16 protein-coding genes are annotated in these 14258 nt (G+C 70.0%); 1 reads left to right on the top strand and 15 read right to left on the bottom strand.

Annotated elements, in window-relative coordinates; genetic code table 11:
• The 4 genes from Q8R27_RS02760 to rimP form a co-directional block, all read right to left on the bottom strand.
• Positions 1-1374: translation initiation factor IF-2 associated domain-containing protein (locus Q8R27_RS02760; RefSeq protein WP_305697578.1), on the bottom strand; the 1374-nt coding region annotated here is incomplete at its 3' end.
• Between the two features lie 49 nt (positions 1375-1423).
• On the bottom strand, positions 1424-2104 hold the full coding sequence (locus Q8R27_RS02755; protein ID WP_305697580.1) for an RNA-binding protein: 681 nt from the start codon (positions 2102-2104) through the stop codon (positions 1424-1426).
• A 37-nt stretch (positions 2105-2141) separates the two neighbouring features.
• Complete coding sequence (gene nusA, locus Q8R27_RS02750; RefSeq protein ID WP_305697577.1) at positions 2142-3647, bottom strand: transcription termination factor NusA; 1506 nt, start codon at positions 3645-3647, stop codon at positions 2142-2144.
• Between the two features lie 13 nt (positions 3648-3660).
• Complete coding sequence (gene rimP / locus Q8R27_RS02745; RefSeq protein ID WP_305697576.1) at positions 3661-4203, bottom strand: ribosome maturation factor RimP; 543 nt, start codon at positions 4201-4203, stop codon at positions 3661-3663.
• Positions 4204-4468: 265 nt separating this feature from the next.
• Between rimP and ppa the strand changes: the two genes are divergently transcribed.
• Positions 4469-4999 (top strand): inorganic diphosphatase, encoded by a 531-nt coding sequence (ppa, locus tag Q8R27_RS02740; RefSeq protein WP_305697575.1) that lies wholly within the window; start codon positions 4469-4471, stop codon positions 4997-4999.
• Here the strand turns inward: ppa and trmB are convergent.
• From trmB to tsaB, 11 genes are all read right to left on the bottom strand, one after another.
• Positions 4996-5673: a tRNA (guanosine(46)-N7)-methyltransferase TrmB gene (gene trmB / locus Q8R27_RS02735; protein ID WP_305697574.1), complete on the bottom strand. Its 678-nt coding sequence runs from the start codon at positions 5671-5673 to the stop codon at positions 4996-4998. The genes ppa and trmB overlap by 4 nt on opposite strands.
• A gap of 22 nt (positions 5674-5695) precedes the next feature.
• On the bottom strand, positions 5696-6916 hold the full coding sequence (metK, locus tag Q8R27_RS02730) for a methionine adenosyltransferase (protein WP_305697573.1): 1221 nt from the start codon (positions 6914-6916) through the stop codon (positions 5696-5698).
• Positions 6917-7019: 103 nt separating this feature from the next.
• Complete coding sequence (locus tag Q8R27_RS02725; RefSeq protein ID WP_305697572.1) at positions 7020-7448, bottom strand: helix-turn-helix domain-containing protein; 429 nt, start codon at positions 7446-7448, stop codon at positions 7020-7022.
• Positions 7449-7498: 50 nt separating this feature from the next.
• Complete coding sequence (gene lnt / locus Q8R27_RS02720) at positions 7499-9076, bottom strand: apolipoprotein N-acyltransferase (protein WP_305697571.1); 1578 nt, start codon at positions 9074-9076, stop codon at positions 7499-7501.
• 7 nt (positions 9077-9083) lie between these two features.
• On the bottom strand, positions 9084-9983 hold the full coding sequence (locus tag Q8R27_RS02715) for a hemolysin family protein (protein ID WP_305697570.1): 900 nt from the start codon (positions 9981-9983) through the stop codon (positions 9084-9086).
• Positions 9976-10446: an rRNA maturation RNase YbeY gene (gene ybeY / locus Q8R27_RS02710; protein WP_305697569.1), complete on the bottom strand. Its 471-nt coding sequence runs from the start codon at positions 10444-10446 to the stop codon at positions 9976-9978. The genes Q8R27_RS02715 and ybeY overlap by 8 nt, the downstream gene beginning before the upstream one ends.
• Positions 10443-11411, bottom strand: coding sequence for a PhoH family protein (locus Q8R27_RS02705; protein ID WP_305596642.1), 969 nt, complete (start codon positions 11409-11411; stop codon positions 10443-10445). The genes ybeY and Q8R27_RS02705 overlap by 4 nt, the downstream gene beginning before the upstream one ends.
• Positions 11408-12748, bottom strand: coding sequence for a tRNA (N6-isopentenyl adenosine(37)-C2)-methylthiotransferase MiaB (gene miaB / locus Q8R27_RS02700; RefSeq protein WP_305697568.1), 1341 nt, complete (start codon positions 12746-12748; stop codon positions 11408-11410). The genes Q8R27_RS02705 and miaB overlap by 4 nt, the downstream gene beginning before the upstream one ends.
• 48 nt (positions 12749-12796) lie before the next feature.
• On the bottom strand, positions 12797-13168 hold the full coding sequence (locus Q8R27_RS02695; protein ID WP_305697579.1) for a Fur family transcriptional regulator: 372 nt from the start codon (positions 13166-13168) through the stop codon (positions 12797-12799).
• 73 nt (positions 13169-13241) lie between these two features.
• Positions 13242-13703, bottom strand: coding sequence for a GNAT family N-acetyltransferase (locus Q8R27_RS02690; RefSeq protein ID WP_305697567.1), 462 nt, complete (start codon positions 13701-13703; stop codon positions 13242-13244).
• Positions 13700-14258: tRNA (adenosine(37)-N6)-threonylcarbamoyltransferase complex dimerization subunit type 1 TsaB (gene tsaB, locus Q8R27_RS02685; RefSeq protein ID WP_305697566.1), on the bottom strand; the 559-nt coding region annotated here is incomplete at its 5' end. The genes tsaB and Q8R27_RS02690, both read right to left, overlap by 4 nt.

Genomic DNA, 14258 nt, shown 5'->3' with positions numbered 1-14258 from the left:
GGTGTCGTTGTCGATGACGTCGTTGATCTTCAGCATCACGCCCTGACGCATCAGGAACTTGATGATCTCGACACCACGGATCGCCATCCGGTTGGCCAGTTCGGCCACGGTGATGACGTCGGGAATGACCACTTCGCGCGCGGCGCGGGCCTGTTCCTGGCTGCCGCCCTTGCGCTTCTCGCGTTCACGCTCGCGCGCCCGGCGGACCGAGGCGAGGCTGCGCATCCGTTCAACGGCGTCCTCGTCGTTGCCGGCCACGGTCTGGATCGTCAGGCGGCCCTCGCGGCGCTGGACAGCGCCCTTGCCACGGGAGATCGCCTTGGTCGGCGCAGCGGTCTTGCCGCGGCGCGCGCCGTCATCCTCGTCCTCCGGACGCCGGTCGAGCCCGGCGCCGCCGGGCCGCGGGGCCTGGCGCACAGCGCGTTGGACTTCGGGCGTCGCAGGCGGTGCGGTCCCAGCGCCGGGGCGCGGACCGCGCGGGGCGCCGGGACGGGCGCCGTCACGCGGCGGAGCCGGTCGCGGCGCGAGGGCCGAATAGCGAACCGTGTCGCCGGCCGGACGGGGCCCGCGGTCCTGCGGACGATCGTCGCGACGGGGCGGAGCCGACGCAGCGCCGCGGTCGTCGCGCGGCGCTGCGGCGTCAGGGCGCGGCGCGCGCTGGTTAAAGGACGCGCCTTCGAACCGGCGTTCGGGCCGATAGGTCGTGGTGCTGGCCCGGTCGTCGCGCCGTTCGGGCGAGGGTTGATAGGTGCGGGTCTGCGGTCCGCCCGACAGCGCCGTGGTCGGCGCGGCGCGGGGCGCCGGAGCCTCGGCCACGGGACGTGCGGCAGGCGCAGGCTCGGCCGACGCGACGGGCGCTGGGGGCGGAGCCGGCGCAGGCGCGGGTTCCGCAGCCGCTATGGGTGCGGCGACAGGCGGCGGGACCGGCTGAGGTTCGGGCGCAGGGGTCGGCGCGGGCGCGGCGGCCTGGGTCGCAGCGCGGGCCGCGGCGGCCTCTGCGTCAGCGCGACCGCGCGCTTCAGCGGCGGTGCGTTCAGTGTGTTCGCGAGCCAGTTCGATGGCGCGTTGACGGGCCTGCAGTTCTTCGCTGGACAGGCCGCCGTCGGCGCTGCGCGCCGGGCGCGGGCCCTGGCCGGGGGCCGGGCGCGTATCGACGACCCGCTTCTCCGCCGACGAGGGCGCAGCAAGGTTGCCGCCGCCCGGCACATGGGTGCGCGCGCGCTTGGTCTCCACCACAACCGTCTTGGAACGGCCGTGGCTGAAGCTCTGCTTGACCGTGCCCGCGCTGACCGACCCCGCGCCGCGGGGCTTGAGGGTCAGAGGCGCGCGACCGCCCGGGGCGGAGGATCGGCCGTTGTCGTTGTCGTCGCTCATGCGCTCGCTTTACTCACCGACCGGACCAATGCCCGGCCAAAAGGATCGATCATTCATACGCAGCGCGCGGGGCGACATGCGTCCCGTCCGCCGCTGAAGGCTCCTCGCACCAACTCTCTGGAACGAGCGGGCTAAAGCCTGAGAACCGCAGAACGTCGGAACCCCAACGCTCGGCGGCGCGCCCCGCAAGGAAGGCGGTGTGTATCACATTCTCCAGCCCTAAGGCCAAACCCAATTCCTCAGCATTCGCGGCGCCGAACAGGCGCGGCGGGCTGGATTGCCGGCGGGCGAGGTTCAAGAGCTTGCGCCGGCCGTCTTCGGCGCCGTCGGCGGCCTCGATCATCCAGGCGCAGCGCCCTGACGAAATCGCGGCGGAGACCTTCTCGAACCCAGAGGTAAGGTCGCCGGCCCGACGCGCAAGCCCAAGTCCGGCTAGCAGCCGTTTTTTGAGCAGGGTCGTCACCAGCCCGGAAAGGTCGGGCGGGACGACGAGCTTGGCCTTGGCCGCCCGCGAGAACTGATTGCGCTGCGCAGCCGCATCCAGCGACTTTCGGTCGGCCGCCACCCACAGGCCTCGCCCCGGCAGCTTGCGCGCCAGGTCGGGCGTCACCACCCCGCCCGGACCGGGGACGAAGCGGATCAGCCGCGCCTCGTCCATTACCTCGCCCGAGACGATGTCGCGCCGTTCGCGCGCGCCCAGCGGCGCCGCGGCGGCGTGCGCCGTCTCCAGGTCCGGTTCGCGTTCCGGCGCGTCGGATGAAGCGGTGCTAGGCGTCGCGGGCCTCGCCTTCCATCTCGGCGACGGCGAAGACCTGGCTGTCGTCGATCCCGGAGTCGCCGCCGGCTTCCAATTCGGCCTCCGGCTCGGGTTCGGGTTCCGGCTCGACCCAGCCCATCACCACGCGGGCGCGCATGATCAGCAGCTCGGCGTCCTGCGGGTCCAGGTTGAAGGACTCCAGAATGCCTGGCTCGCGCACCCGCTCGCCGCCCTTGGCTTCGAACCAGCCGCGCAGGTCGTCGGGCACCAGCCCCGCCAAGTCCTCGACGGTCTTCACGTCGCCGGCGCCGAGGGCGACGGCCATCGGCAGGGTGACGCCCTCGATCTCCAGCAGGCCGTCCTCGACGCCCAGCTCGCGACGCTTGGCGTCGTACTCGGCGGCCTCACGGTCCAGCCAGTCACGGGCGCGGGCCTGGATCTCTTCGCCGGTGTCCTCGTCGAAGCCTTCGATGGAGGCGATCTCCGAGGCGTCAACGTAGGCGACGTCCTCGACGGTGGCGAAGCCTTCGGTGACCAGCAGCTGGGCGATCACCTCGTCGACGTCCAGCGACTCCTGGAACAGCGCGGTGCGCTCGGCGAACTCGCGCTGACGGCGCTCGCTCTCCTGGCTCTCGGTCATGATGTCGATCTTCTCGCCCTGCAGTTCGGCGACCACCGCCTGCACGCGGCTGCCGCGCATACCGACGCAGGCGCCGACGGGATCGATCGAGCTGTCGTTGGAGATCACCGCCATCTTGGCGCGGCTGCCCGGATCGCGGGCCACGGCGCGGATCTCGATGACGCCGTCGTAGACCTCGGGGACCTCCTGGGCGAACAGCTTGGCCATGAAGCCGCCGTGGGCGCGGGAGAGCAGGATCTGCGGACCCTTGGTCTCGCGCCGCACGTCGTAGATGTAGCAGCGGATGCGGTCGCTGATGTTGAAGTTCTCGCGTGGGATCGACTGGTCGCGGCGCATGATGCCCTCGCCGCGGCCGAGGTCGACGACCACGTTGCCGTATTCGACGCGCTTGACCACGCCGTTGACGATCTCGCCGACCCGGTCCTTGAATTCCTCGTACTGGCGTTCGCGCTCGGCCTCGCGGACCTTCCCGGTCACCACTTGCCTGGCCATCTGCGTCTGCACCCGGCCGAACTCGAAGGGCGGCAGGATCTCTTCGTAGGTCTTGCCGACCACCGCGTCCTTGTCGTCGCGCTTGGCGTCGGCCAGGCGGATGACGCCCATCGGCTCGGCGGCCGGCGTCTCCTCGTCGACCGGCTCGAACACCGCGTCGTCGGCGATCACCGTCACCACCCGCTTGACGATCGTCTCGCCGGTCTTGGGATCGATGTGCACGCGGATGTCGTGCTCGGCGCCATAGCGGGCGCGGGCGCCCTTCTGGATCGCTTCCTCGATCGCCTCGATGACGATCTCCTTGTCGATCGATTTCTCGCGCGCGACCGCCTCGGCGATTTGCAGCAGTTCAAGCCGGTTGGCGGAGATGCCGGTCAGGCTCATGGGATGGACCCTTCTACTCGGACGTCTGTTGGGGTTCGGATTGCAGGCGCTGGGCGCGTTGCGCGGCCCCGCGTTTCATCAGGTCGTCGGTCAGCATCAGCTTCGCCTCGACGATCCAGGCGAATGGGATCAGGGCGGTGTGGTCCTCGCCCTCCAGGTCGATGGCGACGTCGGTTCCCTCGACGCCGGCCAGCAGCCCCTTGAAGCGTTTGCGGCCCTCGGCGAGCCGATCCAGCTCCAACCGTGCCTCCAGGCCCTCGTAGGCTTCGAAGTCCTTGATACGGGTCAGCGGCCGGTCGATGCCAGGCGAGGAGACCTCGAGCACATATTCGCCGCTGATCGGGTCGGCGGCGTCCAGCACTTCGGAGAAGGCCCGCGACAGGCGCGTGCAGCCCTCGACGTTCATCTCGCCTTCCGGGGTCTCGGCCATGACCTGCAGCCGGCGCTGTTCCTTGCCGGCCATCAGCCTCAGGCGCACGATCTCGTAGCCGGCCGCCTCCGCCACGGGGTCGAGCAGCTCCAGCAGGCCCAGATCTTCGGCGGTCTTGCCGCGCATCAGCTACGCCGTTCCTCCGGCAAATAAAAAAGCGGCCGGGCCGGAGCCCGCCGCTCGTAGGCGTCTTTCGACGCTAACGGACGATGTTGAGAGGAATATAGGCCGCAAAACCCGCTTTGTCAGCCCTCTTGGTCGCGACGAGGCCGCACAGTGGGCGCCCATCCGCGGCGATTCGCGCATCCCTGCGCGCGAGCGGCCTTTCGTTAAGCCGTCGCATGGTTCAGAGAGCGCGCCTCCTCCCCAACTATTTCCAAGGCCCCTTTACATGGACCTCTCCAAGATCCCCGTCGGCGTCAACCCGCCGTACGACGTCAACGCCGTCATCGAGATCCCGCAAGGCGGCGAACCGGTGAAGTACGAGATGGACAAGGCCAGCGGCGCGATCTTCGTCGACCGCTTCCTGCACACCGCGATGTTCTATCCCGGCAACTACGGCTTCATCCCGCACACCCTGGCGGACGACGGCGACCCGATGGACATCCTGGTGGTCGGCCCGACGCCGGTGGTGCCTGGGGCGATCATCCGCTGCCGGCCGATCGGCACGCTGATGATGGTCGACGAGGCCGGCGGCGACGAGAAGGTGCTGGCGGTGCCGGTGGATGCGCTGCACCCGTTCTATGTCGGCGTGGAGTCCTGGCGCGGCCTGCCGGCGATCCTCACCGAGCAGATCGCCCACTTCTTCCAGCACTATAAGGATCTGGAGAAGGGCAAGTCCGTGGAGATCAGGGGCTGGGCCGATCCCGAAGAAACCGCTGAGCTGATCCGCGCCTCGATCGAGCGCGGCAAGACGGCCTAGGCCCGCCGGAAGTCGAGAAACACCGGGGCGCAGTCGCCCAGGTGTTTCTCCTCATAGCGCGTGGTGATGTGGTCGGCGGGCGGCTTGCGCCAGTCGTCCGGACCCTGCGCCTCCCAACGGAACGCTGGATGCGCGAGCATCCGCTCCAGAGCCCAGTCCACATAGCCCGCCACGTCGCTGGCGAAGCGCAAGGTCCCGCCCGGCGCCAGCACGCGGGCGAAGTCGTCGATCGTCTCGCCCTGCACCAGCCGGCGCTTGTGATGCCGCGACTTGGGCCATGGGTCGGGGAACAGCACGAAGATGCGCGCCAGGCAGGCGTCCGGCAGCCGCGCCATCAGCTCGCGCGCGTCGCCATGATGGACGCGCACGTTGCCCAGGCCCGCCTCATCGATGTGCCGCAGAGCGCTGGCGACGCCATTGTGGAACGGCTCGGCGCCCAGCAGCAGGACATCCGGATGGCGCGCGGCCTGGGCGGCGAGATGCTCGCCGCCGCCGAAGCCGATCTCCAGCCACGCCTGTTGGGCGCCGGTCACCAGCGTCCTGGGATCGAAGTCGCCGGACGGCGGACTGATCTGCGGCAGCAGCGTCTCCATCAGCGCGGCCTGACGCGGCTTGATCGGCCGCGACTTCAGCCGGCCGTAGGAGCGCAGCGGCGGATGCGTGGGATCTTCCATGCCCCGCCTCGCGGGCTGTCGCTTAGGCGATCGCCCTGAGCGCGTCGGCGAGGTCGGTCTTTTCCCACGAAAAGCCGCCTTCGTTGTCCGGCTGACGGCCGAAATGCCCGTAAGCCGCGGTGCGACCGTAGATCGGGCGGTTGAGGCCCAGATGCTCGCGGATGGCGCGCGGTGTCGCCCCGCCGATCAGCTCCGGCAGCAGCGCTTCCAACTTGGCCGGATCGACTTCGCCGGTGCCGTGCAGGTCGACGTAGAACGACAACGGCTGGGCGACGCCGATGGCGTAGCTGATCTGGATGGTGCACTTGCGCGCCAGGCCGGCGGCCACGACGTTCTTGGCCAGGTAGCGGCAGGCGTAGGCCGCCGAGCGGTCGACCTTGGTCGGGTCCTTGCCGGAGAACGCGCCGCCGCCGTGTGGGGCCGCGCCGCCGTAGGTGTCGACGATGATCTTGCGGCCGGTGAGGCCGGCGTCGCCATCAGGTCCGCCGATGACGAAGCGGCCGGTGGGATTGACGTGCCAGCGGGTCTTCTTGGTCAGCAGGCCGGCCGGGAACACGCCCTCGACATAGGGGCGGATGAGGGCGGCAAGGCGCTTGGGCGTCGCGATCTGGTCGCCGATACGCTTCTTGTGCTGGGTCGAGACTACGATCTGCAGGACTTCGACGGGGACGTCGTTCTCGTAGCGCAGGGTGACCTGGCTCTTGGCGTCCGGCTCGAGGTCCGCGCACTCGCCGGAGTGACGCACCTCCGCCAGGCGGCGCAGGATGTCGTGGGAATATTGCAGCGTCGCCGGCATAAGTTGCGGCGTCTCGCTCGAGGCGTAGCCGAACATGATGCCCTGGTCGCCGGCGCCTTCGTCCTTCGTCGCGCCCGCATCCACGCCCTGGGCGATGTCGACCGATTGGGGATGCAGGTGGCAGGCGTACTTGGCCTTGGCCCAGTGGAAGCCCTTCTGTTCGTAGCCTATGTCCTTGATCGCCTCGCGGACCTTGGGTTCCAGCGTCGAGATGATGTCGCGGGTCAGCGCCTTGTTCTCGGCCGCCGAGCCGCCCGGCCGGCCGGCGCGGACTTCGCCCGCCAGCACGATGCGGTTGGTGGTTACCAGGGTTTCGCAGGCGACGCGCGCTTCAGGTTCAGCGGCGAGGAAGGCGTCCACCACGGTGTCGGAGATGCGATCGGCGACCTTGTCCGGATGGCCCTCGGACACGCTCTCGCTGGTGAAGATGTAGTTGGAACGGCTCACTGTCGCAGATCTCCGGTCAATCGGGACCGCCAGGCGGCGGTCCGTCAAAAGGCCGCCAGACCAATAAAGAAATCTTTATGTCCCGCAAGCTGCGCGGCGGGAATCAGGCGTCTTCGGCCTGTTCGGGCTCCGCCAGGACGCGAACGAGCTCAAGGATGCGGCGTCGAACGCGGGGCCGGCGGATGTTCGGGAAGCTGGCGGCCAGCTCCATCCCCTCCGGCGTCAGCAGGAAATCGTGCACCGACTGGCGCTCGCCGATGGTCTCGGCGGCCTCGACCGCGCCGGGATCGCCCAAGCCCTCGTAGAAGTAGCCGATGGTGGTCTGCAGGGCGCGGGCCATCTCCCAAAGCTTGGAGGCGCTGACCCGATTGGCGGCGCGCTCGTATTTCTGCACCTGCTGGAATGTGAGGCCGATCGACTCAGCCAGCCGTTCCTGACTGACGCCCAGTTCGCGACGCCGGAGCCGGATCCGCAGGCCCACATGCCGGTCAACCGGATTTGGGGCGCGCTCAAGTTCGATTTCCTTGGCCATGCTTCCCCCTTTAGACGAACGATCACAATCCGCAAAACGCGGTTTTTCGCTTACAACGCACGGCTGCGCCTTAACCATCGCGGCACTACCGTAAGCAACGAAATCAGCAGCATGCCGACGAAAACGGCGTCTCCCCATCGGCTGTAGACCGTTGCACGGACCATCGGAGGCAGACGTGAGTCGATAACGCTGGCCCGGCCCATTTCGAGCCGTGTTCCGGCGACGATTTCACCGCGGGCGTCGATGATCGCCGAAACCCCTGTCGGCGTCGCCCGAACGATGGGCGCACCCTCCTCAATGGCGCGGTAACTGGCGAGATTCAGGTGCTGCAGCGGCCCGCTTGTCACCCCAAACCAAGAGTCGTTGGAGATGTTGAGGATCCAACGCGGCCTTGGCGCGCCGGCGCGCGTGGCCGCTGAGGTGAACCCGGGAAACAGCGCCTCGTAGCAGATCAACGGCTGCACCGCCGGCAGGCCTGCGGGCGTCATCGGCCGCGGCGGCGGCCCAGCGGCGAAGTCGCCCGGCATATGCACCAGGCTGCGCAGGCCTATGCGGGTGGCGAGTTCGCCGAGCGGCAGGAATTCCCCGAACGGCACCAGGCGGTATTTGTCGTAGACGCCGGAGATCTGCAGGCCGCCCGCCACGCGGCGGAAGGCGATCAGGCTGTTGAAATAGAGCGTCTCGGCCTGGGGGCGCGGCTCCGCCCGGTTGGCGCCCATCATCAGGGTCTGGCCGGGTCTGAGCGCCTGGGTCAGGCGCCGCGCGTACGGCGAGCCAGGGGCCATCAGGTCATTGATCACCGCAGGCAGAGCGCCTTCCGGCCAGATCACCAGATCGGGCTGGCCCGGCGCGCCGCGCTGGGTGAGGTCTAGATAGGTGGCGAAGATCTGCTCGAGATTCTCCGGCCGCCACTTGTCCTTCTGGTCGATGTCGGCCTGGACGACGCGGATCAGCGGACCGTCCGGCGGACCCAGCGGCTGGGCCAGGCGCCATGCGCCGGCGGCGTAGAGGGTCGCCAGCGCGACGACCGCCAAGCCGACTGCGATCATGCGGCGGCGGCGCGGCGACTTGTCGAAGGCCACCGCCGGCGCGGCGGCAATCGCCACGGTCAGCCATGTGAGTCCATACGCTCCCATCACCGCGGCGGCCTGTGACGGCGGCGATCCGGCGCGCCAGGTCTCGCCGGGCAGATTCCAGGGAAAGCCGGTGAACAGATGGCCGCGCAACCACTCGAGTGCGGCGAAGGCGCCGGCGAACACCAGCACCCGGCCGACGCCCCGCACGCCGGCCAGCCGATACAGCCAAAGCGCTGCGCCCCAGAACAACGCCAGGCCGGCGGACATCAAGGCCAGGGCGAACGGGGCCATCCAGCCCTGTTCGGCGGCGTCGACCATGAACGCCTCGACCACCCACCAGACGCTGATCGAGAAATAGCCGACGCCGGCCAGCCAGCCGCGGAAGAAGGCCGAGCGCAGGGGGCGTGGCCCGGCGTTCTCGGCGCAGGCCAGCATCACCGCATAGCCCAGCAGGCCAGGGAGCAGGCCGAACGGCGGATGCGCCAGCCCGGCTGCGAGACCGGCGGCGAGGGCCGCGAGCCGGATCCGCCAGGCCGTGGTCAGGCGGATCACGCCGCGATCACGCGTCGAGTTCGACGATCGGCGCCGTCGGCGGCCGGTGCACACGGACCCGCTTCACCCGGCGCGGGTCGGCGGCGGCGACCTCGAAGGCGAAACCGCCAGGGTGCGGGATGCGCTCGCGCGGCCTGGGGACGCGCCCGGCCAGCACGGTCACCAGGCCCGCCACCGTGTCGATCTCCTCGTCGACGTCGGGAGGCGCGAGATCGACGCCGCCCATGGCCGCTTCCAGATCCTCGACCAGCACTCGGCCGTCCACCATCCAGCCGCCCTCGTCTTCGACGATCGGCGGGCCGGCGTCATCGGCCTCGTCGTGCTCATCGGCGATTTCGCCGACCAGACGCTCGAGCAGGTCCTCCAGGGTCACCAGGCCGTCGGTGCCGCCGAACTCGTCGATCACCAGCGCCATGTGGCTATGGCTGGAGCGCATCAGACCCAGCAGCTCGGACGCGCGCATGGACACCGGCACGTACAGCGCCTTGCGCACCAGGTGGCGGCGGCGCTGCAGGACGGGATCGCGCGGTTTCGGCCGGCGCGAGGGCGCGGCGGCCAGCAGCTTGAAGATGTCCTTCACGTGGACGACGCCGACCGGATCGTCGAGGTTCTCGCGGTAGACCGGCATGCGCGAATGTTCGGCCTCGGCGAAGTGGGCGACCACTTCCTCGAAGGTGCAGGTCAGATCCAGCGCCAGGATGTCCGCGCGAGGCTTCATCACGTCCTCGACCCGCAGGTCGTGGAACGCCTGGGCGTGCTCCACCAGATCCTCGGAAGCCCGGTTGGGCTCCAGCAGCGGAGGCGGCGGCTCGACGCCGAGCTTCAGCAGCATCCGGCCGAGGAAACCGCGCCAGCCGCCCGTCTTGCGGGGCGGCCCGGACGGGCGCGAATCGTCGGTGTCAGCCATGGTCTCCCTGTTCCGCCGCGTAGGGATCAGGGACCCCCAGCGTGGCGAGAATGGCGCGCTCGAGGCCTTCCATAGCTTCGGCCTCGACGTCGCTCATATGGTCGTATCCTAAGAGATGCAGCATGCCGTGCGCCACCAGATGCTGCAGGTGGTGGCCCAGAGGCTTTCCCTGCTCGACAGCCTCGCGGGCGCAGACGCCGTAGGCCAGCGCCACGTCGCCCAGATGATGCTCGGGATTGTCGGGCGCCGGGAAGGACAGCACATTGGTCGGGCCCGGCTTGTCACGGAAGCGCGTGTTGAGCTCCGCCACCGCCTCGTCGTCGGTGAGCAGGATGGCCGCCGCGTCATCGGCGTCGCCCTCCGGCGCCATGGCCAGCGCGGCGTGCGCGGCGTCACGCACCAGATCGGCGGCTTGGGGTACGGCGACGGCCCATTCGTCCGCCTCGATCTCGACGTCGATCAACCGACGCGCCCGCGCTTGGCCGCATCGGCCTCATAGGCGCGCACGATGCGCTCGACCATGGGGTGGCGAACCACGTCCTCGACGGCGAAGCGGGTGACGCCGACACCCTCCACCCCGTCCAGCAGGCTGACCGCGTGGGCGAGGCCCGAGTCGTTCTGATTGACCAGATCGACCTGGCTGGGGTCGCCGGTCACGGCCATGCGCGCGCCCTCGCCCAGGCGGGTGAGCAGCATTTTCATCTGCAGGCGCGAGGTGTTCTGCGCCTCGTCGACGATGACGAAGGCGTGGCTGAGCGTGCGGCCGCGCATGAAGGCCACGGGCGCGACCTCGATCTCACCCTTCTCGCGACGACGGCGAAGCTGTTCGCCCCCGAGGATGTCGGTGAGCGCCTCCCAGACCGGCGCCATGTAGGGATCAACCTTCTCGGTGAGGTCGCCGGGCAGGAAGCCCAGCCGCTCGCCCGCCTCCACCGCCGGGCGGGTGACCACCAGCCGGTCGACGTCGCCGCGCAGCAGCAGGCCAGCGCCGTGCGCCACGGCGAGGAAGGTCTTGCCGGTGCCGGCGGGGCCCAGGCCGAACACCAGTTCGCAGTTGCTGAGCGCCTGCAGATAGCGGGCCTGGGCCGCGGTCTTGGGCGACACCGGGCCGCGACGGCCGATCGGCAGGGTTCCGAGAAGGCCGCCGCCGGAGCCTGCGGGCTGGCCGGCGCGAGCCTGACCTATGGCCACACGCACATCGGCCTCGGCGATCTCCAGGCCCTTGTCGGCGCGTTCGGCGATGGTCTGCACGGCGCGCTTGGCGGCGGCGCGGGCGCGGGAGTCGCCGTCGACCGAGACCCCGCCGCCGGGCGTCTCCATCAGGACGCCGAACGCGTCTTCGATCAGCGCCGTGTGGCGGCTGTTGGCGCCGGTCACCGCGCGCACCGCGGCGTCGGACAGGGAAATGAATTCAGGCGCGCGACTCACGCAGTCTCCAGGACGCGGGCGCCGACCAGGCTGTTGGGGCCGGCGCGATTGATCTCCACAGGAACGATCTGGCCGATCAGACGATCCGGCGCTTCCAGATAGACCGCCTGGAGATAGGGGCTGCGGCCGATGATCTGGCCGGGGTAGCGGCCGGACTTCTCGAACAGCACCGGCAGCACCTTGCCGGCCTGGGCCGCGTTGAAGGCGCGCTGCTGGGTTTCCAGCAGGGCTTGCAGCCGGGCCAGACGTTCGGATTTGACGTCCTCGGGCACCTGTCCCGGCATGGCGGCGGCGGGGGTGCCCGGACGCGGCGAGTACTTGAACGAGAAGGCGCCGGCGAAGCCGACCGCGCGGATCAGCTCCAGGGTCGCTTCGAAGTCCTCCTCGCGCTCGCCCGGGAAGCCGACGATGAAATCGCTGGACAGCGCCAGGTCCGGGCGCGCGGCGCGGATCCGCTCGACCAAGGCGAGATAGGATTTGGCGCCGTGGCCGCGGTTCATCACCCGCAGGATCCGGTCCGATCCCGACTGCACCGGCAGGTGCAGATAGGGCATCAGCGCCTCGACCTCGCCGTGGGCGGCGATCAGGGCGTCGTCCATGTCGCGCGGATGGCTGGTGGTGTAGCGGATGCGGTCGAGGCCCGGGATCGCCGCCAGGCGGCGCACGAGGCCGGCGAGGCCGCCCTCCGCGCCGTCATAGGCGTTGACGTTCTGGCCCAGCAGGGTGACCTCGCGGACACCGCGCTCGGCCAGGCCGCGGGCCTCGGCCTCGATGTCGGCGGCCGGGCGCGACCACTCGGCGCCGCGGGTATAGGGCACCACGCAGAAGGTGCAGAACTTGTCGCAGCCTTCCTGCACGGTGAGGAAGGCGGTGACGCCGGACGGACGGCGGGCCGGCAGGGCGTCGAACTTGGCCTGCGGCTCGAAATCGCAGGCGAGGCTCTCGCCGCGGGCCCGGTGGGTGCGGGCGATCAGCTCGGGCAACTGGTGATAGGCCTGCGGTCCGACGACCAGGTCGACGGCGGGCTGGCGGCGCATGATCTCCTCGCCCTCGGCCTGGGCGACGCAGCCGGCGACGGCGACAGTCATCACCTCGCCGGCCTCGGCGCGGGCGAGCTTCATCAGGCGGATCTGGCCGAGTTCGGAGTAGACCTTCTCGGTGGCCTGGTCGCGGATGTGGCAGGGGTTGAGCACCACCAGGTCGGCGTCGTCCGGCCGATCCGACATCGCATAGCCCAGCGGGGCCAGCACATCGGCCATCCGCTCGCTGTCATAGACGTTCATCTGACAGCCGTAGGTCTTGATGTAGAGACGCCTGGCCGGCGGAGCAGCGGACATGGCGCTGGTTATGGGGTTGGCGACAAGGCGGCGCAACCCACGGTCCCGCTACTCCTCGATCGGCAGGCCGTAGAGCTCCAGCCTGTGGTCGACCAGCTTGAAGCCCAGGCGACGGGCGATCGCCTCCTGCAGGGCCTCGATCTCCGGGTCGACGAATTCCACCACCTTGCCGGTCTTCATGTCGATCAGGTGGTCGTGGTGGACGTCCGTTGCCTCTTCGTAGCGCGAACGGCCGTCGCGGAAGTCGTGGCGCGAGATGATCCCCGATTCCTCGAACAGACGGACGGTGCGGTACACCGTAGCGATGGAGATATGCGGGTCGACGGCGTGCGCCCGGCGATGCAGCTCCTCCACATCCGGGTGGTCATGCGCTTCGGACAGCACGCGCGCGATGACGCGGCGCTGCTCAGTCATCCGCATGCCCTTTTCGAGGCAAAGCTTTTCGATCCGGTCGGACACGATTTTCTCCGGCGTTCAGGCGTGAAGCATACGACTACGGGAGCGCGGCGTTAAGGTCGATACGCATCACGAGCGCATCGACCTCCTGGCCGCCAGGACGGCTGTAATAGCCGCGGCGCGTGGCGATCCGCCTAAATCCGAGGCCGGCGTAGAGCGCCTCGGCTGCGGGGTTGTCGACGGCGACCTCAAGGAAGGCGGCCGTGGCTCCAGCCTGGGCCGCCGCGAGCAGGGCCGCCTGGACGAGCGCGTGCGCTACGCCCTGGCGGCGCGCCTGCGGATCGACGGCGATGGTCAGCACCTCGCAGTCGTCGGCGACCACCCGGCACAGCATCATGCCCACGGGCCCCGGCGCATCGGCGAGCAGGCCGAAGACGCCGACGCCGTCGAACAGCTCGACGATGTCGCGCGCCGACCAGGAGGGCGTGAAGGCGGTCGCGTGCACGGCGGCGAAGTCGGCGGCGCGTTCGGCGCCGGCGAAGCTGAGCGTCGCGCTCATGCGGCGGGCAGCCGCGCATCCGGTGCGCGCAGGTACAGCGGACGGGGCGGGAGCGGCGGGCGTTCAGCCGCCAGGCGCGCGACCTGGACCGGGTCGATGGCGGACTGGGCGAGGTCGCGGCCGCCCAGGCCGGCCAGCAGGGCCGCGCCCGATCCCACGAGGTCGAAGGCCCGGCCGCCGGCGATCTCGGCGACGCGGGCCGCGGCAAGGCCTAGCGGCAGGACGTCGGGCGCCATCAGCGACGCGCCGTCCTCGAAGGCCTGCAGGTAGAGCTGATCGCGGCGTGCATCGATGGCGGCGAACACCAGGCCGGCGTGCGGCGCGGCCAGGGCCTCCAGCGAACCGACGCCGATCGCCGGGATGTCGAGGGCGGCGGCCAGGCCCTTGGCGAAGGCCAGCCCCACGCGCAGGCCGGTGAACGAGCCCGGGCCGACGGTGACGCCGACACGTCCGAGTTGGTCGAACCGAAGCCCGGCCGCGGTCATCACCTCCGCGGTCAACGGCGCAAGGCGCTCCTGGTGGCCGCGCGCCATGGCTTCGCTGGCGGCGGCGAGG

It is taken from the genome of Phenylobacterium sp. (assembly GCF_030697305.1).
GTDB lineage: Bacteria > Pseudomonadota > Alphaproteobacteria > Caulobacterales > Caulobacteraceae > Phenylobacterium.
The sequence above is the reverse complement of the archived record's forward strand: the minus strand, read 5'-3'. Positions and strand labels throughout refer to the sequence as shown.

Excerpts from the sequence above, each read along its gene's own strand:
- Q8R27_RS02690 (WP_305697567.1), bottom strand. The coding sequence starts at position 13,703 with ATGAGCGCGACGCTCAGCTTCGCCGGCGCCGAACGCGCCGCCGACTTC.
- Q8R27_RS02695 (WP_305697579.1), bottom strand. The coding sequence starts at position 13,168 with ATGCGGATGACTGAGCAGCGCCGCGTCATCGCGCGCGTGCTGTCCGAA.
- trmB (WP_305697574.1), bottom strand. The coding sequence starts at position 5,673 with ATGGAAGATCCCACGCATCCGCCGCTGCGCTCCTACGGCCGGCTGAAG.
- rimP (WP_305697576.1), bottom strand. The coding sequence starts at position 4,203 with ATGCGCGGCAAGACCGCCGAAGATCTGGGCCTGCTGGAGCTGCTCGAC.
- miaB (WP_305697568.1), bottom strand. The coding sequence starts at position 12,748 with ATGTCCGCTGCTCCGCCGGCCAGGCGTCTCTACATCAAGACCTACGGC.
- Q8R27_RS02715 (WP_305697570.1), bottom strand. The coding sequence starts at position 9,983 with ATGGCTGACACCGACGATTCGCGCCCGTCCGGGCCGCCCCGCAAGACG.
- ppa (WP_305697575.1), top strand. The coding sequence starts at position 4,469 with ATGGACCTCTCCAAGATCCCCGTCGGCGTCAACCCGCCGTACGACGTC.
- nusA (WP_305697577.1), bottom strand. The coding sequence starts at position 3,647 with ATGAGCCTGACCGGCATCTCCGCCAACCGGCTTGAACTGCTGCAAATC.
- Q8R27_RS02725 (WP_305697572.1), bottom strand. The coding sequence starts at position 7,448 with ATGGCCAAGGAAATCGAACTTGAGCGCGCCCCAAATCCGGTTGACCGG.